We start from the raw sequence: 21,229 nt of genomic DNA, 5'->3' as shown, positions 1-21,229 counted from the left end.
GCAGCCCTCTGAGGAGTTACCGCCGCAGCGTGATCTGGAAGCAGGCACCCCAGCCCGGCTTCTCCACGAGCGCCGCCGAGCCGTGGTGCGCCTCGGCAATCGCGCTCACGATCGAAAGCCCCAGGCCCGCCCCACCACGGTTCGGATGACCTCCCGGCACATTCACCGTCCCTTTCCGGAACCTTGTGAAGATGTGCTCGGCGTCGACGTCGGCAATTCCCGCCCCGCTGTCCGCAAGCCACAGGCGGATCTGCCCCTTGGCGACGTCGGCGCCCAACCGGATGGCGGCGTCGTCGTCGGTATGTTTCACGGCGTTGTCCGCGAGCTGGAGCATCGCCTGGGTGAGCCGGTGACGGTCGCCGGTGAAGCGCGTTGACGGCGGGACCTGCACCTGCCAGTCCCGTTTGCCGAGGGCGGTCATCTTCCGGTGCATGCTCAGCACGAGGTCGCGCAGGTTGATGCTTTCGAGGTGCAGGAAGTCGGGCTGCTCAGCTTTCGCCAGCAGGAAGAGGTCGGAGACAATCTGGTTCATCCGGTCGATCTCATCGGTCACCAAAGCGATTGTCGCCGCACGCTCCTGAGGCGTCTCGTCCAGTTCCAGCAGTTCAATGTGCCCGCGGATCACCGTGAGCGGTGAACGCAGTTCGTGGCTCGTGTCGTCCAGGAACTGGCGCTGCGTGGTGAAGGCCTGGTCGAGGCGCTCGAGCATGTCGTTGAAGGCCTCCGCGATGCGGGATGCCTCATCCCGCCCACGGATGTCGATCCGCTTGGTCAGGTCGGTTTCCGAGATGCTCAGTGCGGTCTCCGCGAGCGAGCGCAGCGGACGAAGGATCCGCCCCGCGAGCGCCATTCCAAGCAGGGTCGCCAGGACAGCTGTTCCCAGTTGCACCACGAGCTGGGTCTGCACCGCACTGTCGATCTCGCTCTGCTCGAAGGCCGGGAAGTTCGCGATCACCATGACGCCGTTGTTCGGCTCACCCATCAGCGGGATGACCACGTATTGTGCCTCCCCCGCCTCTGTATCCCGGCGCCCGCGCTCAACCTCGGTCCGGGAAAGCCAGTAGTCGACGGCGGGAGAGAAGTCCTCGAGGTCCGGCACCGCTGCGGCGCGGCTGGATTCATAGAGTTCCCCGTCGATGTAGGCCATCAGCGTCTCTCCCTCGTCGGCAATTTCCCGCGAGAAGTAGACATCGAAGATGGCCGTCAGGTCATTTCCAAACGGCTGGCCGGTGCGCGGATCCAGTCCACCGGCCAGCAGCTGGAACTCCTCGGCCTCGCGATCGAGGCTGGTGGCGATCTCTTCCTGGAGCCGTTCGAACAGGACCACGCGCAGCAGCAGCACCGAGCCGATTGAGGACAGCGCCAGCAGGCCGGCCACGACGGCGATGATGCGGACCCGGATGCTGGAGGCCCACGCCCTGGCCCCGATGCTGCTCGACATAAGCGCAAGGTTATCTGTGCAGGATGAGAACGCGTGTCTGGGCGCATCAGGGAATGCCAGCCATCTTCGGTAACGTAGCGTCTGTGAAGATTGCCACCTGGAACGTTAATTCCCTCCGAGCCCGTGCAGACCGTGTTGAGGCCTGGCTGGGCCGCTCCGACGTCGATGTCCTCGCCATCCAGGAAACCAAGTGCAAGGACGATAATTTCCCCTGGGAACTGTTCGAGAAGAGCGGCTACGAGGTTGCGCATTTTGGTGTGAGCCAGTGGAACGGCGTCGCGATCGCCTCCCGGGTGGGGCTTGAGGACGTCGAGCGTACCTTCCCGGATCAGCCGGTCTTCGGCAAGGACGCGGATCCGGTACAGGAGGCCCGCGCGATCGGCGCAACCTGCGGCGGGGTGCGCGTCTGGAGTCTGTACGTGCCGAACGGGCGTGCGCTGGATGATCCCCACATGCCGTACAAGATCGAGTGGCTCGAACTCCTGCGCAAGCACGCCGTCGGGGTCCTCGAAGCTGACCCCACCGCGCAGGTTGCCCTCACCGGCGACTGGAACATCGCACCGCGCGAAGAGGATGTCTGGGACAACGAACTTTTCCTCCGCAACGGATACACACACGTCAGCCCTCCGGAACGCGCAGCGTTCGCGGCCTTCGAGGATTCCGGTTTCACCGACGTCGTCCGCCCCTACACCCCCGGCCCCGGCGTCTACACCTACTGGGACTACAAGCAGCTCAGCTTCCCGAAGAAGATGGGCATGCGCATCGACTTCGTGCTTGCCTCCCCCGCCCTTGCACAGCGGGTCAGCGGCGCCTCGATCGACCGCGAGGAGCGCAAGGGCAAGGGCGCGTCGGACCACGCTCCCGTCGTCGTAGAGCTGGACTGACCAGTGGCAAGCGCACCGGGCTCGGGCCGGAGCTTCCCCTACGTTTCCTTCCTGCGGGTCTATGAGCCGCTTGACGCCTTCAGTGACGCCCAGCAGCTTGCCATCCTGGAGCAGCGGACGCGTGAACGGCACGTCACCGAGGACCTCGACCGCGTCGATGCCCTCCGGCGGATCACCAGGCTCGTCTCGGATCCGTTCCCGCACCACGAACCGGATCTGGTGCGCGTGCTTCACTACCCGCGCAGCAATGGGACTACGGCCCCGTATTACTGCCCCAACCAGTTGGCGGTCCGCACTTCGCTGGCCGCGGAGTCACTTGAGCAGACCATCCGCGGGCCCCTCATGGACGTGTTGCTCCCCGAAGTTGCCCGTGAGGCGCAGCAGGCCCGCCTGGACCCCGAAACACTCTCTGAGTCCACCGCGAAGCTGCACACGCGCTCCGCCACGTGGGGTGTGCCGTTTTCCTGGTTCGTCCTGATCCACGAGGACGATCTCACGGACGTAGTGGACGACGACGGCGAAGTCCACACCGTGCGCGTAGCAGTCACCATCAGCGAGTGCATCGACCGCGCGCGCCGGGCGGTCGCGAGCCTCGCCATCGCCGCGCCCGAGTTGGACCTGCTGGAGGACCTCACCGAGCTCACCGAGTGGCTGGAACTGTTCCGCCGGGACGCCGTCGTCGAGCTGGACTACGGCCCGGTCGCTGACCTAGTCTTCCCCGATGAATCACCCATGGACGTGCGGATGGGCATTGAATGCCTCGCGGAAGCGGACATGACCGGCGCCGCCGCCGCTTACCGCCGCCTTGCCTCGCGCTGGATCCCAATCCGCCAGCTCGCCCGCGCGTCCTGACGTCATGCAGCTGCGCCGGAATCCAGCGTTCGTACGGTTCTGGGCGGCGTCGTCGGTCTCGGACTTCGGGACCTACCTGACCACCGTTGCGCTCTCGGTGCTCATCCTCGTCACGATGGATGGCACCGCACTGGATCAGGGGTTGGTCAACGCCGCCCGCTGGCTGCCGTATCTGCTCTTCGGGCTGCTCGCGGGAATCTGGGTGGACCGGTTCCGGCGACGCACCGTCATGATCACCGGGGACCTCGGCCGGGCAACCATCCTGGCTGTGCTCTGTCTCCTCGGGGCGACCGGCGTCATCGGCCTCCCCGCGCTTCTGATCCTGATGTTCGCGTTCGGGACGCTCGCGCTGATGAGCGACGCCGCCTACCAGTCCTTCCTGCCGCAACTCGTGCCGCGCTCCCAGCTGGTTCGTGCGAATGCACGCCTCCAGCAGAGCGAGACCGTCGCGCAAACCTCGGGCGGCGCAGTCGCCGGTGGCATAGTGGCGCTGCTCAGCGCGCCGTTCGCGCTCCTGCTCGACGCCGCGAGCTACCTCTTCTCGGGCCTCACCCTCCTCACCGTTCCCGCCGGTGATCGGCCTGCACGGAGTACCACGCCGGTACGCACCCGCATCGCCGAAGGCCTGCGCTGGATCTACGGGCACCGGATGCTGCGGCCCCTCGCGCTCAGCTCGCACCTCTGGTTCATCGGCTCCGCGATGCTTGGCGCGGTGCTGCCGGCGCTGATCCTGAATGACCTGCGCCTCGGCGCACTCGGCCTCGGGTTGGTCCTCGGCGGCGCCGGAATCGGCGCCGTAATCGGAACCACCCTGTCCCAGCGCTGGGGAGAACGCTGGGGTACCGGCCGGGTGGTGGTCGCGGCGCGGCTCGCGCAACCACCCGCCGTCGTCGTCGTTCTCCTGGCGCCCCTCGCTGCCGGCGGTGCGACGGGGGACGGGAGTATGGGAAGTTGGCCGGCGCCGGTGTGGGCAGCGTTCGCGCTGGCCGTTCTCGGGCAGGTGCTGTACGGGTGTGCGCTCGGGGCGGAGGGCCCGGTCGAGATGGGTTACTGGCAGGCGGTCACGCCCGACGCGCTGATCGCCCGGATGAATGCGACGCGGCGGTCGGTGAACCGCGGCATGATCGTGGTCGGGGCGCCGTTGGGTGGCGTTATTGCGACGGGTTTCGGGAGCGTCGCCGCGCTGGGTGTGGCCGCGGCGGTGATGCTCGTCTCGGCCCTGGTGCTGGCGCTTTCGCCGTTCCGGGTGGCCTCGGACGCGGACTTCCCGGTCGAAGCGTCCCACTGAGGTGCGCTAGTTCAGGCCTTCCACGGCGTAGGACACCTTGGTGACACCTTTCTTGGACTTGATCTTGGTGATCGTGAGGGTCCCGACGTCCGCAACGTCCCGCACGTGGGTTCCGCCGCACGGCACGCCGAACGTCTCGTTGTAGAGCACAATCCGCGCCGGCTTGTTCGTGGGAATGTTCTCCGGCACGTGGCGGCAGTAGGCGTCCATCTCCGAAACCGGCATGAAGCGGATCTCATTACTGCTGCCCGTCGCAATGACTGCGGCCACCTCGCGCTCGATGCGCTGCCGCGTCTCCTCGATGTCTCCGGGCACCTCGCCGGAGTACTCGACGAAGGACATGTGCGGGTAATGCGCACCCTTGCCCGGCACCCACGGCAGTCCCAGCCGCTCCACTGCAAGGTCCACGATATGGCCCGCCGAGTGCAGCCTCGTGTTCATCGAACGCCGCTCGCCGTCCACTTCGAGTACGACGCCGGCACCCTCCGACACCGCGCCCGCACCCAGGTGGTGGACCACCCCGTTCTCATCGAGCCGGACCTCATCGACGGTGAACGCGTCCCCGCCCGATCGGATGACGCCGGTGTCCCAGTCCTGGCCGCCGCCACGCGGGTAGAAGCAGGTGCGGTCGAGTTCGACGTCGAGCCGTCCGTCATCGAGCTCGCTGACCTGCATGACGGTCGCTTGGGCGGTGAGGACATCGAAGTCGTCGAGGTAAAGGAGTTCCGTAGCCATAGTGGTTAAGACTATCGGCAGGGTACCCTCGCAGCCTCTTCATCGACCGGCCACTTATGACGAAAATCTTACGAGAACACCGCTATATCTGGCCGCTCGATGAAGCTTACGACGGCGCCGGGCCGGTTGACGCCCGCTCGACCAGCGTGTGCGGCTGCGTGGGCGGGCACTGCAGGGGCGTCCTGCCTTCCAACTCACCCAGCAGGAGGTCTGCGGCGAATGCCCCCTGTTCCTCCGGCACCTGGCGTACAGTGGTCAGCCCCATCGGCTCCGCAAATTCGTGGTCGTCAATGCCGATGACGGACAGCTCCTCAGGCACCCGGATGCGGAGCTCCGTGGCAGCGGTGAGCGCACCGAAGGCCATCTCATCTGAGGAGCAGAACAACGCCGTCGGCCGTTCCGCGACAGTGGAGAGCATCTGCGTCACCGCATGCTTGGATTCGTTGAACCGGAAATCACCGAACACACACCACTCGGAGCGGACCGGAAGGCCGCGCGATGCCATTGTCTCCAGGAAGGACTCCTCGCGGATGCGCGGCACCTCGAAGTAGAGCCCGTCGGATCCGCTCCCGCGCACATGGCCGATCTTCGTGTGGCCGAGGGAGATCAGATGCTCGACGGCGTCACGCACAGCCACCCGGTCGTCGATGCCGACGTGCCGCACCCCCTGGACGGAACCGCCCACCACCACGGTGGGCGATTCCAGTTCGCGCAGCGAACGGTGTTCCTCCTCGGTGAGCTCCATGCACATCACCAGGAGCGCATCGATCCGCTTGCGGAGGATCGAGCGGTGGAATACCCGTTCCCGGTTGGCTCCCCTCCCGCCCAGGCTGAAGACAATCAGGTCATAGCCGGCTGCACGCAGCTGCCGGTCCACTCCCTCGAGGACCGCCGAGAAGTACCAGCGTTCGATGGACGGCAGCAGCACTCCCATCGCCATGGTGCGTCCGGAGGCGAGTCCGGAAGCGGCCGACGACGGCACGTACCCCAGTTCCTGCGCAGCACTGAGTACCCGGGCACGCGTGCCCTCCGAAACCCCCGCGAGCCCGCGAAGGGCTCGCGACACCGTCGCCGTCGAGACCCCCGTGGCTACCGCAACATCCTCGATGCTAGTCACTCTTAATCATCCGTGCATCAGCCCTTGAGGCCACCAGCCAGCAAACCGCGAACAAAGTAGCGCTGCAGTCCGAAGAAGACCAAAAGCGGGACGATCATCGACACGAAGGCTCCCGCCGTAAGCCGGTGCCACTCGCCACCGCGGGTTCCCGTCAGTTCCGCCAGCCGCTGGGTGATGGGAGCGACGTCGGCAGTTCCGCCCGAGAAGACGAGAGCCACCAGCAAGTCATTCCAGACCCAGAGGAACTGGAAGATCCCGTAGGAAGCGAGCGCGGGGACGGAGAGCGGTACGATGATGCGCCAGAAGATGGTCGTGTGGCCGGCGCCGTCCACCCTCGCTGCCTCGATAACCTCGCCGGGAATTTCGGCGATGAAGTTGTGCAGCAGGAAGATGGCCAGCGGCAGCGCGAAGATGGTGTGCGCAATCCACAGCTGAGCGTAGGAGCCCGGCGGAATCAGCTGGAACTCACCGATCTGCAGGTTGACGAACAGGCTCAGCAGCGGAATGAGCGCCATCTGCAACGGCACAATCTGCAGGGCGAAGATGAACACAAACAGGGTGTCCTTGCCGCGGAACCGTCCCCAGGCGAAGATGTACGCTGCCATCGCCGCCACCACCAGCGGAATCAGGGTGGCCGGGATGACGATCGCCAGCGAGTTGACGAAGTACTGGCCGAGGTTGGATGACGAACTACCCTCGTCGCCGATCACATCCACGTAGTTCTGCAGCGTGAAGTTGAATTGAGTGAAGCTTGTCCACCAACCGGTGTCGTTGATGACCTCCTCGGAACGGAAGGAGGAGATGAACAACCCGAAGGTGGGAATGGTCCAGAGCACCGCGATGATGATCGCGGCGATCGTCGCCCCACGCGAGGTGAGCTTGTTCTTCACCCGCCGGGTGATGGGCGCCTCCCGGGTGGTATCCGGCGTAGTATCCGTGCCCATGGCCGGCACGGCTGGGGTCGAGGTCATCGGATCTCCTTCTGCTTCTTCAGCTGCCGTGCGTTGTAGAGCACTACGGGCAGCACCATCAGGAACAGCACCAGCGCCAGTGCCGCGCCGCGTCCCGGTTCGTTTGCCCGGAATGCCTGCGTGTACATCTCGTTGGCGACGACGGACGTGTCGTAATTACCCGCCGTCATGGTGCGCACGATGTCGAAGACCTTCAGTGTGATGATCGTGATAGTGGTGACCACCACGATCAGGGCCCCCCGGATTGAGGGAATGGTGACGGACCAGAACTGTTGCCACGCCGTCGCGCCGTCAAGCCTGGACGCCTCGACGATATCCGCGGGGATTCCCTTGATCGCGGCGGAGAGAACCACCATTGCAAAGCCCACCTGGATCCACACCATCACCACGATCAGGAAGAACGTGTTCCAGGGCGCGTCGAGGAGGAACTGCCGTGGTTCGCCGCCGAACCACACCAGGATCTGGTTCACGAGGCCGATCTGATCCTGCTCGGTGCCGCGGTAGGCGTACATGAAGTTCCAGATGATGCCTGCGCCCACCATCGAGATGGCCATCGGCATGAAGACGAGCGCCTTCAGCACGCGTTCCCCGTGTGCCTTGTCGATGAAGACCGCGTACACCAGGCCCACGATCGTGGAGATCGTGGGAACCAGGATTACCCACAGGACGGTGTTGCGGAGCGTCACCAGGGCCGTGGGTTCAGTGAACATCCAGATGAAATTATCCAGGCCGTTGACGTTGCCGTCACGGTCCGTGAACGCAAGGAACGTGGTCTGCACCGCGGGCCAGACCATCCCGACCGTAAGCAGGATGCCGGCGGGTGCAAGGAACCCGATGATCGTTGCCTTGTCGCGGAAAGACTTTGGCGCCCGGTCGACCAGCAGCATGATGAGCCCGATGATGGCCGCAAAGATGGCCAGGGCGATCACCACCTGCAGGAACTTCTCGCCGACATCCTCCATAGCGGAGCCTCCTAAAGTGTGAAGTTTCCTTCGGAATGAAAGTTTCTCCGCGCGCGGACGTTGCCGGAGAAAGTCAGGTAAGGCCCGGCGCGTCACCTGGGTGACACGCCGGGCCTGACGAAGGAACTACTCGGGCCAGCTGCTCTCGATGGTGTCGACCACTTCTTCGGTCGGCGTTCCATTGATCCACTCCACAATGCCGCTCCAGAAGGAGTTGGCGCCTACGGCACCGGGCATGAGGTCGGAGGCGTCAAAGCGGAAGACGGTCTCTTCGCTCTGCAGCAGTTCAATGGACTGGCGGTCGAGGTCGCTGGAGGCCAGCGAGGCATCCAGTCCCTGGTTGGCGCTGATCGCACCGCCCTGCTCCACACGGTTGTTCGCGAACTCAGCCGAAGCCATGTAGGACAGGAAGGCAGTGATCGGCTCGCCCTCGTTGTAAGCGGCTACGAACTCGCCGCCGCCGGTGATCGCGGAGGAGCCGGCTTCCTCACCGGGAGTGATGAAGGCCCAGATGTCGCCGTTCTCCGAGATGTCGGTACCCTCAGGCCAGTTCGCGGCCTGGAAGGTGGCCTGGTGGTACATGGCGCACTCACCCTCGACTACCGGGTCTCCTGCAACATCCACGTTCGTGGAGATGATGGACCGGACGTCGCCGAACCCGCCGTTGACGAACTCCTCGTTCTTGAGGATGTCGCCCACAGTGTTCCAGGCTTCGGTGATCTGCGGATCGTTGAAGGGGATTTCGTGTGCAACCCACTGGTCGTAGACTTCCGGTCCGGCCTGGCGAAGCACTACGTCCTCGATCCAGTCGGTGCCCGGCCAGCCGGTTGCTTCACCGGACTCGAATCCTGCACACCACGGCTTGATACCGCTGTCCGCGATGGTCTGGGAGAGTTCCATCATCTCGTCCCAGGTAGCCGGAACTTCCCAGCCGTTTTCCTCGAAGGTTGTCGGCGAGTACCAGACGTAACCCTTAACGCTGGCGAGCATGGGAGCGGCGTAGAACGTGCCGTCCACGGTGCCGTAGCTCTTCCAGTCCTCGGACCAGTTCTCGTCGACCAGCGCCTCAACCTCCGGGGGTGCGGGCTTGATGTACCCCTCACGAGCCTGTGCTGCAAGAAGGCCGGGCTGCGGGAAGATTGCGACGTCCGGCGGGTTGCCCGCCTGCGCCCGCACAAGGACCTGGGTTTCAAACTCGTTGGAGCCTTCGTACGCCACTTCGATGCCGGTGCATTCCTCGAAGTCCGCCCACGAGTTCTCCAGCAGGTCCTGTTCGCTGTCGGTGATGGTTGAGTAGACGCTCACCTCTTCGCCCTCGAACGTTCCGTACTCTTCGTAGGCTGAGCAGTTGGCTGCGGGCTCCTCGCCACCGCCGTCGCCCTCGCTCCCGCCACAGGCGGAGAGGGTGAGCGCTAGTACGCTGAGTGCTGCGAGCGGCAGCACCGCTTTCTTGCTGCGAATATTCGCCATGAAATGACTCCTTTGTCTGGCAGCAGGCACCTAGAAGGAATCCGCCGCCTCACCTCTTGATATCCTGAATGTAAGCGCTTACGTTGTGGCGTGCAACACAATTCAGGCTGCCCACTGTTGTCGATATCGAATCGTGACACCATCCCTGTCGAGGAGTTCCGTGACTGCTTCCAAACCCTCCGGTTCGCTCATTTCCGATCAAACGGCCCGTTCGGCCGCTTGGTGGAAAGACGCCGTCATTTACCAGATCTACCCCCGATCCTTCGCGGATGGGAACGGGGATGGAATGGGTGATCTCCCCGGAATCACCAGGAAGCTGCCCTACCTTGCGGACCTGGGAGTCGACGCCGTCTGGCTTTCCCCCTTCTATGTGTCGCCACAGGCCGACGCCGGTTACGACGTCGCCGACTACCGGGACGTCGATCCGCGCTTCGGAACGCTGGCAGATTTCGACCTCATGCTTGCCGAGGTACATGAGCGCGGTCTCAGGGTGATCGTTGACCTGGTTCCGAACCACACTTCGGATGAGCACGAGTGGTTCAAGGCTGCCATCAGCTCACCCAAGGGCTCCCCGGAGCGCGGGCGCTACATGTTCCGCGAAGGCCGCGGTGAAAACGGTGAATTGCCGCCCAACAACTGGCAGTCCGTCTTCGGCGGCAGCGCCTGGACGCGTGTGGAGGATGGCCAGTGGTACCTGCACCTTTTCGACACCAGGCAGCCGGACCTCAACTGGGAGAACCCCGAGGTCCGCGAGGAGATGATCTCCGTCCTCCGCTTCTGGCTGGACCGCGGGGTGGATGGCTTCCGGATCGACGTTGCACACGGACTTGTCAAGGCCGAAGGTCTTCCCGACTGGTCCGGCCGCGAAAGCATGGTGGGCGAAGTGAAGACGCCGGACGCCACTGAGGAAGCTGAGGCCACAGAGCCCACGCCGCCCTATTTCGACCAGCCGGGCGTGCACGCGATCTACCGCGAGTGGAACCGGGTGCTTGCCGAGTATCCCGGGGACCGCATGCTGGTTGCCGAGGCCTGGGTTGAACCGGCCGAGCGGCTCTTCCGCTACGTCCGCCCGGACGAGATGCAGCAGGCGTTCAACTTCGATTTCCTGCGCGCAGGCTGGGATGCGCGGCGTCTGACCGCGAGCATCACCGAGTCCCTTGAACAGGCCGGCCGGGTGGGCGCGCCGAGCACCTGGGTGCTCTCGAACCACGACACCGTCCGCCACACCACCCGCTTCGGACTCCCGGATCCCACTACCCTGCCCAAGGGCGTGGGAGCGCAGGATGAGCAGCCGGATGACGCGCTGGGACTCCGGCGAGGTCGCGCGGCACTCCTGACTATGCTTGCCCTTCCCGGCTCGGCCTATCTGTACCAGGGCGACGAGCTCGGCCTTCCCGAGCACACTCTGCTGGACGATGATGTCCGACAGGACCCTTCCTTCTTCCGCACCAATGGCGCCGAACGGGGCCGTGACGGATGCCGCGTCCCCCTTCCCTGGAAGGCCCAGGCGCCAGGCTTCGGTTTCAGCAACCAGAACGACGACGACGCACCCTCCACGGGCGCCGATCCCTGGCTCCCACAGCCCCCGGCGTTCGCGCAGTACGCCGTGGACGCCCAGGTGGGCCAGCCGGGCTCTGTACACAGTCTTGTGAAGGACACTCTGAGGGAACGTGCGGCCCGGCGCGCCGGCCGTGGCTCCCTTGAGTGGGCTCCTACCCACCGGCCCGACGTCGGCGTGGTCGCCTTCGTGAACGGGGACGTCACGGTGATTGCGAACATGGGCCGGCAGCCCACGGAACTGCCTGCCGGCGTCGTCGTGCTTGCGAGTGCTCCCGACGCGGTGCAGGGCACTTCGCTACTGCCGGATAACGCTGTGTGGCTCCTCCCACGCTAAACATCTGACCAATAGGATGGGCTCATGGCTGTAACAGACGAAGCGATCATCAGAATCAAGGAGATGCTCCTCTCCGGTGAGCTGAAGGCGGGTGACCGTCTACCTCCTGAGAAGGAATTGAGTGAAAGGCTCGGCCTATCCCGTAGTTCATTGCGGGAAGCCGTCAAAGCTCTCGATCTGATTCGCGTTCTGGACGTCCGTCGTGGAGACGGCACCTACGTCACCAGCCTGGAGCCGCAGCTCCTGACCGAGGCAATTGCCTTTGTGGTTGACCTTCATCAGGACAGCTCCGTCCTTGAGCTTTTCGAAGTCCGCCGGATCCTTGAGCCGGCCTCGGCTGCCATGGCTGCCGTACGGATTCTCCCCGAGCAACTGACAGCGCTCCGAGAGTCAGTCAAAGCGGCGAACGAGGAGACGGCTGTCGAGAGTCTGGTGGCGCACGACCTTGAGTTTCACGGCCTGATCGCGGTTGCTGGCGGAAACAACTACCTCTGTAGCCTTTTGGATGGACTCTCAAGTAGCACCGTGCGTGCTCGCGTGTGGCGCGGTCTGACGCAGGAGAAGGCTGTCGAACGTACGCTGGCCGAACATCTTGCCATCGTTGACGCACTTGAACGACAGGATGCTGAGCTTGCCAAGGCGCTTATGGTTGTACACATCAGCGGGATCGAAGAGTGGCTGCGTCGTGCGTCGGAAAGCTTCTGAGCGTCTTTATCTCAGGTAGACAGCCGTCGCTGTTCCTGCCATGACAGCTGTGCGCTCATCGGGCGAGAGCTGGTCAGCCAGTTGCGCGATAATCCCGCACGTTTCCTCATAGGTGCCCCCGAGAACGGACACGGGCCAGTCGCCGCCGTACATCAACCGTCCCGGCCCGAACCCGTCGAGTGCAAGATCCCAGACGGGCTGGAGTGCCTCGACGGTGAGCGGCTGTCCTGGTACCGCAAGTCCGGAGACCTTCACCGTGACGTTGGGCAGCTGTGCCAACTCACTGAGCTGGTCCTTCCATAGCTCCATCGCTTCCGCGTCGCCTCTCGGCGGCTTTCCGAGGTGATCGAGGACCACGTTCAGTTCCGGAAGGTCGCGGGCCAGCTCAACCGTGGCCTGCAGGTGCCGAGGGAAGGCGTTCGGCACGTCGAACGGCAGACCTGCTGCTGCCAGCGACTTCAGGGACGTCCGCACCTCGGGCAGCGAGAGGAAATCGTCCCGCGGATCGTCATGCACCAGGTGCCGCACGCCTACCAACGCGGGGTTGGCCGCGTAACCGGCCAGCGCGCCCTCAGTCGACGAGGGGTTATCAAGCGGAACCCAGCCGACGACGCCGGCAATCCAGCTGTGCGCCGATGCCTGGGCGAGCAGAAATTCGGTGTCCGCTGCGGTGTCGTCAGCCTGCACCAGAACGGCGCTTCCAACTCCCGCAGCATCCAGTTCCGCGCGCGCCTGCTCCGCGGTGTAGGTCCGGTACAGCTCGCCGGCGTCGGGGGTGAGCCACGAGTACCCGCCGGAGGACAGATCCCACAGGTGCAGGTGTGAGTCGAGAATCCCGGTCATGCCGGCACCAGGCCTTCGCGGGCGAGAGCGGCCCAGAGCCCCTGTGGAATCCGGGCGTTCATGGACTCGATGTTCTGCTGGATCTGCGCGGCCGTACGTGCGCCGACGACGACGGTTTCCACTGCCGGGTGGTGCAGGCTGAACTGGATCGCGGCGGCCGGCAGTTCGACGTCGTACTCACGGCACAGCGCGGAAAGGCGACGTGCGTGTTCCAGGACGGCCTCGGGCGCCGGCTGGTAGTTGTAGTGCGCATCGTCTCGGATAGTCGAGGAAGCCAACAGGCCGGAGTTGAACACCCCGACGTTCACCACACCCACACCGCGCTCCAGGCAGGCGGGCAGCAAGTCGGCCAGAGCAGGCTGCTCCAAGAGCGTGTAGCGGCCGGCAAGCATGATGAGGTCGAGGTCCGCGCGCTCCACGCAGGCGAGCAGGGCTTCGGAAGAGTTGGCGCCAACACCGATCGCCTTCACGAGCCCTTCGGCCCGTAGCTTCTCCAGCGCGGGCAGCGCCTGGCTGATGCCTTCCTCGAGGTTGTAGACGTCGGGATCGTGCAGGTAGAGGATGTCAATGCTGTCCAGGCCCAGCCGTTCGAGCGAGTCCTCCAGGCTCGCGCGGATACCGGCCTCATCTGGTGCCCACTGGCGCCTGAACTCGGCGGGGACGGCGAAGCCTTCGTCGTCAGGCTGCCCGCTGAACTCCGGGTTCGGCCTCAGAAGCTTGCCCACCTTGGTGGAGATCAGGAACTCTTCGCGCGGTTTGCTCCGAAGGAATTCACCGACCCGGCGTTCGGAAAGGCCCAGGCCATAATGCGGTGCCGTGTCGAAGTAGCGAATTCCGCCGTCCCAGGCCGCTTCGAGGGTGGCCCGGGCGTCGTCGTCGGGCACGTTCCGGTACAGGTTCCCGATGCCCGCGGCGCCAAAGCCCAGCCGCCCGAACCGAAGCTCGAGGCTGTTTGGGGATTCCTCAGAGGCCATGGCTATCCTGCAATCGCTACGGTTTCGGGCATCCAGGCCGGGCCGCCGGGGTAAGAGAATTCCTGCAGCGAGGCCAGGTGCATCTCGGCGCCGGCACCCTGGGCGAGCGGCGGCCAGTAACGTCCCTGGCGTACGTCGATAGGCGTGATGAAGTGCTCATGCAGGTGATCGACGAACTCAATCATGCGCCGTTCAAGGGTCCCGGACACGGCAACGAAGTCGAACATCGAGAGGTGCTGCACCGCTTCGCAGAGGCCTACTCCGCCGGCGTGCGGGCACACAGGAACATTGAATTTCGCGGCGAGCAGGAGGATTGCAATGTTCTCGTTGACGCCTGCCACGCGTGCCGCGTCAATCTGCAGCACCTGGAGGGCATCTGCCTGAAGCATCTGCTTGAAGATGACCCGATTCTGCACGTGCTCGCCGGTGGCGACCGGTATGGGCGCGACGCCGCGGGAGATCGCCGCGTGGCCCAGGACATCGTCGGGGCTGGTGGGTTCCTCGATCCAGGCCACGTCGAACTCTGCGAGCTCCTTCATCCAGCTGATGGCCTCGGCAACGTCCCAGCGCTGGTTCGCATCGACGGCGATTCGGATATCCGGTCCCACCGTTTCGCGGGCGATCTTGAGACGACGGCGGTCGTCCTCAAGGTCGCCGCCAACCTTGAGCTTGATCTGCTGGAAGCCGTCCTTCACCGCTTCGCGGCACAGTCGGGCCAGCTTCTCGTCCGAGTAGCCAAGCCATCCGGGCGTGGTGGTGTAGGCGGGATAGCCGACGGTGAGCAGCTCTTCCTCGCGCTGCCTGCGTCCCGGCTCCGCTTTACGGAAAATTTCGAGTGCTTCCTCGGGCGTGAGCGCGTCCGTGAGGTAGCGGAAGTCGATGAGGTTCACTAGTTCCTCAGGCGTCATCCGGCCGAGCAGTTGCCACAGCGGCAGGCCTGCACGCTTGGCCTTGAGGTCCCAGAGCGCATTGACGACGGCGCCGATCGCCATGTGCATGACGCCCTTCTCCGGGCCCAGCCAACGCAGCTGCGAATCATGGACGAACAGGCGCCAGGTGGCTCCCATGTCATCGAGCAGCTCTTCGGTATTACGTCCAATGACGTGACCCTTTAATGCGTTGATCGCAGCAGTTTCCACGTCATTCCCACGCCCGATGGTGAAGACGAACCCGTGACCCTCATGACCGTCGGCGGCGTCGGTAATAATCCTGAGGTAGGCCGCCGAGTAGTCGGGGTCCGCGTTCATGGCGTCGGAGCCGTCAAGGTGCTTCGAGGTGGGAAAGCGGACGTCGAACGTCTCGACTGCTGTGATGATGCTCAATGCCTTGGCTCCTGCTGCTTACGCGGTTACTGCAACCGCACTCGGAAAGGTCTGACTTCTTCGAGAATAAACATCAGATGTCTGGGTGTCAATGGGTGTTTTTTGCGCTATCGTTCTTCACAACACGCTTCATAGTTCAGATGTTAGAGAGGCAGTTTATGTATTTCCTGCGATTGGGTGAGCGCGGCGCAGAGATGCCCGCAGTCGTTCAGGAGGGCACCACATATGATCTTCGCGGCCTGACCGGAGACATCGACGGCGCGTTCCTCGCCGGAGATGGTGTAGCCCGGGTACGCCGGGCGCTGGACGCGGGTGAACTTCCGGTTCTGCCCGATGCTGATGCACTCCGGGTGGGAGCGCCCGTTGCCCGTCCCGCCGCCGTCGTCTGCGTCGGAATGAACTATGCTGCGCACGCCGCGGAATCAGGCGCCGCGCCGCCCACCCGTCCGGTGGTCTTCTTCAAGCCGTCCAACACCATTGCCGGCCCGTATGACGCGGCTCCGATTCCGCCCGCCTCAGAGAAGTACGACTGGGAAGTGGAACTCGGCATCGTCATCGGCCGGGAATCGAGCTACCTGTCCAGCGTCGAGGAGGGCGCAGCGGCGATCGCCGGTTACGTGCTGGCCAACGACCTATCCGAGCGCGAGTACCAGATCCCCGGCGATGCGGGCCAGTGGACCAAAGGCAAGTCCCTTCCCGCCTCCACTCCCCTGGGCCCGTGGCTGGTTCCGGCTGACGGGATCGACGCCGGCAACCTGCGCCTGCAGAGCTGGGTGAACGGCGAGATCCGCCAGGACTCAAAGACATCGGATCTGATCTTCGACTGCGCCACCGTGGTTCACCACATCAGCCAGTACATGGTGCTCGAGCCGGGAGACGTCATCCTCACCGGCACACCAGAGGGCGTCGCGCTCTCCGGGCGGTTCCCCTACATCCAGCCGGGCGACGTCGTCGAACTCGAGATCGCGGGACTTGGCAGGCAGCGCCAGGAGTACTTCCGGAAGGAACTTCCATGAGCAGGGAACTGAAGGACAGCGTAGCCATCGTTACCGGTGGAGCTTCCGGGATCGGCGCCGCAATTGCCGAGAAGCTCCAAGCCGCGGGGGCGTCGGTGGTCGCCTTCGACCTACGGCCGGAGGCGGCGCCCGAGGGCGTTGAAGGTGTGCGGTGCGACGTCTCCGATGACGCCTCCGTGCGCGCCGCCGTCGAGCACGTTGCCTCCACCTACGGGCGGTTGGACATCGTAGTGAACAACGCAGGGATCGGCGCGCAGGGCACGGTGGAAACGAACGACGACGACGAGTGGCACCGCGTGTGGGACATCAACGTGGTGGGACTGGTCCGGGTCAGCCGTGCAGCTCTTCCTCACCTGCGCCAGTCGCCCTCGGCGGCGATTGTGAACACGTCATCCATCGCAGCCACTGCCGGACTCCCCCAGCGTGCTCTGTACACAGCCACTAAGGGCGCCGTCCTGTCGCTCACCCGGGCGATGGCAGCTGACCACCTGCGCGAAGGAATCCGCGTGAACGCCGTGAATCCTGGCACTGCGGACACGCCGTGGATCGGCCGGCTCCTCGATTCCGCGCCAGATCCCGCCGCGGAACGTGCAGCCCTCGAGGCGCGGCAGCCGCATGGCCGGCTCGTCTCCGCCGATGAGGTTGCGGGGGCGGTCGTGTACCTGGCGTCGCCGTCGTCGGGCTCTACTACCGGTACGGCGATCGCTGTCGACGGCGGCATGCAGGAACTGCGGCTGCGCCCGGCCTGATTTGCACTATCGCGGGGCGCGCAAACTTGGGCGATGATTGCACCATGACCGCACGGCACATTTCACTGTTCCGCGTCCTTATCGGGGTATGTGCAATAGGAGCCTTACTGGCTCAGGTTGTGGTTGTTCCGCAGGTCGCAGCTGACTACGCCGACCGCTATCCAGAGGTTGCCCATTTGGAGTTGCCGTACCTGGTTGCGGTGGTGGTTGCAATCGGCGGTTTCGAGGTTGCATTGCTGGCGGCATGGCGACTACTGGCGGCTGCCAAGGATGTTTCGGTGGGTCGCTCGAAGCGATGGATCAACCTGATGGCAGCGTCTCTGTGTTTTACGGCATTGGTTCTCGCGGGTGTTTGCGTGCACGCCGGTTCCGTCGAGAACATCGGCGGACCCGCGATGCTTTTTGGCGTGCTTGCCTCCGTAGCGATCATAGCCGGCGTGATTGCACTAAGAAGTAGGGCGCTCCCTTTCTATTTGGCCGCCGACCGCGGATACCCTTGAGCCACCGATCCTTTAGGGGGCAGAGTGACCGCCGATCCGCAGCGCAGAACTGTGCTCCTCAGCGCCCTCGGCCTTGCGCTAGGCGGGTGTGCGGTGCCCGGTCCTTCAGGTTCGGTGTCCAGCGCACCCCCGAGAACGACGACGCCGGCCCCTTCCCCTTCGGCTCTTCCGTCACCTTCGACGGCGCCACCCAGCGCGCCGGCTCCCACCGCTGCGCCGGGCTTTCCCACGCGTGAAGAGATCATCCAGGCCTACGCCGGAAGATCTCCAAGCCATTGGGGACTCGCCGTACCCGGAGTGACGAGCGCGCTTCCGCCGGCTGCCCGCGGCGCGGCCCTCACGCTCGATTACTGTGGCGGTTCCGGCGGATCAGGGTCCGACCGGTCAATCCTCGAGACGCTGCGCAAACATGGACTGCCCGCAACGTTGTTCCTCAACGCGCGGTGGATCGACGCTAATCCCGGACTGGCCAGGGAGCTGGCGGCGGACCCGCTCTTCGAGCTCGCCAACCATGGAACCCGGCACCTGCCGCTCAGCGTCGCCGGTCAGCACGCCTACGGGATCCCCGGCACGGCAGGAGTGCCTGATGTTTACGACGAGATCATGGTCAACGCCGAGAAGCTCGAAGAGCTCACCGGCATCCGTCCCCGTTTTTTCCGGTCCGGAACAGCCCATCTCGATGAAGTTGCGGGGTCGATCTGCCTCGACCTCGGCATGATCCCAGCGGGCTTCACCATCAATGGTGACGCGGGCGCAACTTACCCTGCCGACGTCGTCGTGCAGGAGGTCGTGCGGGCGAGGGCCGGCGACATCATCATCGCCCACGGGAACCAACCGGGCTCCGGGACGGGTGCGGGCCTCGCCGAGGCGCTGCCCAGGCTGCAGGACAACGGCGTGCAGCTTCTGACGCTGAGCCAGGCGACAAGCTAGCGGCGAGGCATATCCGGGCCGAATGTTGCAGACATCTGCAGGGTTGGCCTTAGCGGCTGACCGGTCATCGTCGCCAGTCTGTCGACCTGCTCCTCCAGGGACTTCCGGGGCGGCGCACCGTTTTTCCCGAACCAAACCATCACCACCTCGTCGCCCTTGACCGCCCACGTGCCGCTCACGACGCCGCCAGCGACCACGAGGTTCGCCTTGCGTGTCACCAGTGCACGGTACGCCGATGGAACAACACGCTGGTCTTTGGTGCCCGGCCCCATCACCCATTGGTCGTGCCCAGGCAAGAGCCGCACGGCCTGGGTAGGTTGCGTCGTCATCAGCGCGTCGACGTCCTCGCTCGCCACATACGCAGTCTCACCCTCGACGTCTACCGCCGCCAGCCGGCTCTTGATTTGCGTGAGCCAACCCTCCAAGCGCTGGCGGCCCGCGCTGAGTCCTTCGCCCAGCCAGTAGTGGATGTGATCGTGAGTGGCCGGGCCATAGGCGCGGAAGTACGACATGATCGCGTGCGGCCCAGCCTCCTCAAGATCCCAAATCCCTGACCATCGCGGGTTGTGAGCAAGGCTCTGAAACGTGCGCTGCCCATCTCGCGGTGGTCCGAAGCTCATGTCCCCCTGCCACGTGAGCGGCTTGATCAAAGTGCCGGCGCCTTCCTCGAAGACCGGACGCAGGTGCCGGTACGCCGCATCACGTGTCACCAGCGCGCTGAGCTCGGCGGTGGTCAGCGGTCCCTCCTTCAACGCCTCGCGAACCGACTCGCGAAACGCAGGCCATGCTGCGGCGCTCAGCCCGTAGTACTTCTGCCAACTCGGCAGCTCCCATTGCCGTCCGGCCGCCCGGAGTGCAAGATACGCACCACCATCCTCGGGTGACAGATAGTGCATCGCGCCCCTGAAGGCGAAAGCCTTGATGATGCTTCCTTCGGTGAGCGCCTGCCCGAGATCGCCACGCCGCGATTGCACGCGCCGTGCCCCGACCGCCAGCTCGGCCAAGTCCTCATCTGTCGCCAGCACGGCACCGAGGCGCCGTATCACGTCGTTGATCGATTCGTTCCCCACGGGCTCAAGGAAGTGCCGCTGCATCCGCCAAGCGAGGGCCTGCGACCAGGAAATCGACATCCTCACAGGTTAGCCGCAGAACCGGACGATTCGCCCTGACTGACCTCTGATGGGTGATACAGCTAGCGGACCCGTTCCGCCCGCGTGAACCTGGTGCGTGCTCCCGAATCGATGCTGATCAGAACCGGGGTCTGCGTGCCGAGTGCAGCGTCCAGTGCATCGACGAGCGCAGTCACCTCCTGGGCAACCACATACGGCGCCACACCCTGGCGCGGGAAAACACGCACCTTCAATGCCGGGCGCCGGCGGAATTCGTAGGTTGCAACGGACGAGTTCACCAGGTCGACGCGCTCTGCCAGCGCGGCTTTGAGCGCCTGTTCGGCGACCGCGCCGTTGATGGTGACGCTGCCCGGGACGGGCGACTCGCCGTCGTCGTACGCCAATACGCCCGAACGGCCCTTGCCCTGATTCGCTACCCACGTGATCATCAGGATCACCAGCAGCACCATGAGCAGGGCCAGAACTATCCATAGCCAACTGTCGCGTTGGCCCGCCAGCGTGGTCGCCGCAAGGAGTTCCTGCAGGGCCTCGCCGATTTCGGCTGCCGTTGCCTGCCACCAGCGCGCGACGGCGGGAAGGCTCAGTGCCGCTGCAAGCGCGCCGATCACCATGAGAACCAGCCCAAAAATGGCGAGCAGTACACGGTTCACTGTGCGGGGTGTCTGATTCACTGCCCGATCACCCCCGAGGGCGCCACGGCAACACGCACGTCGGGTACAGGTTCGACGGCGGTGCGGCGGAGTTCGTCCTCGACCGCGGACTGAACGGCTTGCTCATCCACGGGGATGCCCGATGTCGGCCGTACCTGTACCTCGACCACGCGTCGCCCTATGGTCACCAGCACCTGCTCCGGTGTTACCCCGGCGGCCACGCGTGCCCGGCGCGCGAGCGAGGAGGCGAGGACTTCGGCTTCAACGACGACGGCGGCGCGCTCGTTCGGGATGCTGAGCTTGGCCCTGCGGCCCGGCAGGACGGCACTGAGGAAGAAGATCAGACCCATCAGGAAAACGAGTGCCCCGGCGGCGCCGAGGAATGACGGGGCTACTCCACCGGGCAGGGAACCCACCCAGGCGGCTGCCTGTTCCGGGCCGATCAGCCACGGATCCTGGCCGAGTGCCTTCAACGCTGCCTCGAGCATCACGTAGAGGCAGAGCAGGATGAGGAGGGCGGCGACAATAATCGAGGGCACCGCACGCGATGAGTGCATCTCGCGGCGGATGATGTGGGAGGTCAAGCGGTACGTTTCGTCGTTCATTGCGCCCTGCCGCCTGTCGAGACGCGGGCGCCGGTCACCCGGATGTCCACCCTGCTGAGGCGGGATCCGCTCAGTTCCGTGAACCGCTGGAGGATGGTCCCCTTGGCGCGGTGGACCCGCTCATCAACCGAGCCACCGAAAGCAGCCACCGCACCCGGATCGGCAACCACGCGGTGAAGCGGAGGGACGCC

At 64.8% G+C, this 21,229-nt stretch carries 22 protein-coding genes and 1 pseudogene; 10 read left to right on the top strand and 13 right to left on the bottom strand.

Annotation, left to right across the window (positions count from 1 at the left end):
• Positions 1-16: 16 nt before the first annotated feature.
• A complete protein-coding gene (locus BJ994_RS00110; protein WP_167990119.1) occupies positions 17-1,441 on the bottom strand; it encodes a sensor histidine kinase in 1,425 nt (474 codons plus the stop codon).
• 83 nt (positions 1,442-1,524) lie between these two features.
• On the opposite strand from BJ994_RS00110, the gene BJ994_RS00105 reads away from it, so the two are divergent.
• Genes BJ994_RS00105 through BJ994_RS00095 form a run of 3 tightly spaced genes read left to right on the top strand, consistent with a single transcriptional unit; the run spans position 1,525 to position 4,465 of the window.
• The gene (locus BJ994_RS00105; RefSeq protein ID WP_167990117.1) at positions 1,525-2,325 is read left to right on the top strand and encodes an exodeoxyribonuclease III; all 801 of its coding nucleotides are present in this window, start codon (positions 1,525-1,527) and stop codon (positions 2,323-2,325) included.
• A 3-nt stretch (positions 2,326-2,328) separates the two neighbouring features.
• Positions 2,329-3,177 carry a DUF8083 family protein gene (locus BJ994_RS00100; protein WP_167990115.1) on the top strand — a complete coding sequence of 283 codons (849 nt, stop codon included), beginning with the start codon at positions 2,329-2,331 and terminating at the stop codon, positions 3,175-3,177.
• Between the two features lie 4 nt (positions 3,178-3,181).
• Positions 3,182-4,465: an MFS transporter gene (locus BJ994_RS00095; protein ID WP_167990113.1), complete on the top strand. Its 1,284-nt coding sequence runs from the start codon at positions 3,182-3,184 to the stop codon at positions 4,463-4,465.
• 6 nt (positions 4,466-4,471) lie between these two features.
• On the opposite strand, the gene BJ994_RS00090 is transcribed toward BJ994_RS00095, so the two are convergent.
• The 5 genes from BJ994_RS00090 to BJ994_RS00070 form a co-directional block, all read right to left on the bottom strand.
• On the bottom strand, positions 4,472-5,200 hold the full coding sequence (locus BJ994_RS00090; protein ID WP_167995750.1) for an alanine--tRNA ligase-related protein: 729 nt from the start codon (positions 5,198-5,200) through the stop codon (positions 4,472-4,474).
• 106 nt (positions 5,201-5,306) lie between these two features.
• Positions 5,307-6,317: a substrate-binding domain-containing protein gene (locus tag BJ994_RS00085; protein ID WP_167990111.1), complete on the bottom strand. Its 1,011-nt coding sequence runs from the start codon at positions 6,315-6,317 to the stop codon at positions 5,307-5,309.
• Between the two features lie 17 nt (positions 6,318-6,334).
• Complete coding sequence (locus tag BJ994_RS00080) at positions 6,335-7,288, bottom strand: carbohydrate ABC transporter permease (RefSeq protein WP_167990109.1); 954 nt, start codon at positions 7,286-7,288, stop codon at positions 6,335-6,337.
• Complete coding sequence (locus tag BJ994_RS00075) at positions 7,285-8,250, bottom strand: carbohydrate ABC transporter permease (RefSeq protein WP_167990107.1); 966 nt, start codon at positions 8,248-8,250, stop codon at positions 7,285-7,287. Before BJ994_RS00075 ends, BJ994_RS00080 begins: the two co-directional genes overlap by 4 nt.
• A 126-nt stretch (positions 8,251-8,376) precedes the next feature.
• A complete protein-coding gene (locus BJ994_RS00070) occupies positions 8,377-9,720 on the bottom strand; it encodes an ABC transporter substrate-binding protein (protein WP_167990105.1) in 1,344 nt (447 codons plus the stop codon).
• Positions 9,721-9,880: 160 nt separating this feature from the next.
• Between BJ994_RS00070 and BJ994_RS00065 the strand changes: the two genes are divergently transcribed.
• Positions 9,881-11,614, top strand: a complete 1,734-nt coding sequence (locus tag BJ994_RS00065) for a glycoside hydrolase family 13 protein (protein WP_342450192.1) — start codon at positions 9,881-9,883, stop codon at positions 11,612-11,614.
• 24 nt (positions 11,615-11,638) lie between these two features.
• On the top strand, positions 11,639-12,319 hold the full coding sequence (locus BJ994_RS00060) for a FadR/GntR family transcriptional regulator (RefSeq protein WP_167990103.1): 681 nt from the start codon (positions 11,639-11,641) through the stop codon (positions 12,317-12,319).
• Between the two features lie 6 nt (positions 12,320-12,325).
• Here the strand turns inward: BJ994_RS00060 and BJ994_RS00055 are convergent, their stop codons facing one another.
• The 3 genes from BJ994_RS00055 to BJ994_RS00045 are packed head-to-tail and all read right to left on the bottom strand — an operon-like array spanning position 12,326 to position 15,458.
• Positions 12,326-13,162 carry an amidohydrolase family protein gene (locus BJ994_RS00055; protein ID WP_167990101.1) on the bottom strand — a complete coding sequence of 279 codons (837 nt, stop codon included), beginning with the start codon at positions 13,160-13,162 and terminating at the stop codon, positions 12,326-12,328.
• Positions 13,159-14,136, bottom strand: a complete 978-nt coding sequence (locus tag BJ994_RS00050) for an aldo/keto reductase (RefSeq protein ID WP_167990099.1) — start codon at positions 14,134-14,136, stop codon at positions 13,159-13,161. Before BJ994_RS00050 ends, BJ994_RS00055 begins: the two co-directional genes overlap by 4 nt.
• A gap of 2 nt (positions 14,137-14,138) precedes the next feature.
• Complete coding sequence (locus tag BJ994_RS00045; RefSeq protein WP_167990097.1) at positions 14,139-15,458, bottom strand: L-fuconate dehydratase; 1,320 nt, start codon at positions 15,456-15,458, stop codon at positions 14,139-14,141.
• 158 nt (positions 15,459-15,616) lie between these two features.
• Between BJ994_RS00045 and BJ994_RS00040 the strand changes: the two genes are divergently transcribed.
• From BJ994_RS00040 to BJ994_RS18040, 5 genes are all read left to right on the top strand, one after another.
• Entirely contained in the window at positions 15,617-16,474 is an 858-nt protein-coding gene (locus BJ994_RS00040; protein WP_167990095.1) for a fumarylacetoacetate hydrolase family protein, read from the top strand.
• Positions 16,471-17,223 (top strand): SDR family NAD(P)-dependent oxidoreductase, encoded by a 753-nt coding sequence (locus tag BJ994_RS00035; protein WP_167990093.1) that lies wholly within the window; start codon positions 16,471-16,473, stop codon positions 17,221-17,223. The genes BJ994_RS00040 and BJ994_RS00035 overlap by 4 nt, the downstream gene beginning before the upstream one ends.
• Before the next feature lie 44 nt (positions 17,224-17,267).
• On the top strand, positions 17,268-17,723 hold the full coding sequence (locus BJ994_RS00030; RefSeq protein WP_167990091.1) for a DUF2975 domain-containing protein: 456 nt from the start codon (positions 17,268-17,270) through the stop codon (positions 17,721-17,723).
• An 86-nt stretch (positions 17,724-17,809) separates the two neighbouring features.
• Positions 17,810-17,959: a hypothetical protein gene (locus tag BJ994_RS18045; RefSeq protein ID WP_245192211.1), complete on the top strand. Its 150-nt coding sequence runs from the start codon at positions 17,810-17,812 to the stop codon at positions 17,957-17,959.
• Positions 17,960-18,020: 61 nt separating this feature from the next.
• Entirely contained in the window at positions 18,021-18,653 is a 633-nt protein-coding gene (locus BJ994_RS18040; RefSeq protein WP_342450191.1) for a polysaccharide deacetylase family protein, read from the top strand.
• Here the strand turns inward: BJ994_RS18040 and BJ994_RS00020 are convergent.
• The 4 genes and pseudogenes from BJ994_RS00020 to BJ994_RS00005 all read right to left on the bottom strand — a co-directional run.
• A complete protein-coding gene (locus tag BJ994_RS00020) occupies positions 18,650-19,783 on the bottom strand; it encodes a winged helix DNA-binding domain-containing protein (protein WP_167990086.1) in 1,134 nt (377 codons plus the stop codon). The two genes, BJ994_RS18040 and BJ994_RS00020, sit on opposite strands and share 4 nt — an antisense overlap.
• A gap of 62 nt (positions 19,784-19,845) precedes the next feature.
• Complete coding sequence (locus tag BJ994_RS00015; protein ID WP_167990084.1) at positions 19,846-20,454, bottom strand: hypothetical protein; 609 nt, start codon at positions 20,452-20,454, stop codon at positions 19,846-19,848.
• Entirely contained in the window at positions 20,451-21,038 is a 588-nt protein-coding gene (locus BJ994_RS00010; protein ID WP_167990082.1) for a DUF6286 domain-containing protein, read from the bottom strand. Before BJ994_RS00010 ends, BJ994_RS00015 begins: the two co-directional genes overlap by 4 nt.
• Positions 21,035-21,229: pseudogene (locus tag BJ994_RS00005) on the bottom strand (hypothetical protein); the annotation flags it as partial. The pseudogene BJ994_RS00005 and the gene BJ994_RS00010, both read right to left, overlap by 4 nt.

The sequence above is a fragment of the Arthrobacter pigmenti genome, from assembly GCF_011927905.1.
In the GTDB taxonomy this organism is placed as follows: Bacteria; Actinomycetota; Actinomycetes; order Actinomycetales; family Micrococcaceae; genus Arthrobacter_D; species Arthrobacter_D pigmenti.
This window is presented reverse-complemented; position numbering and strand designations above follow the sequence as displayed.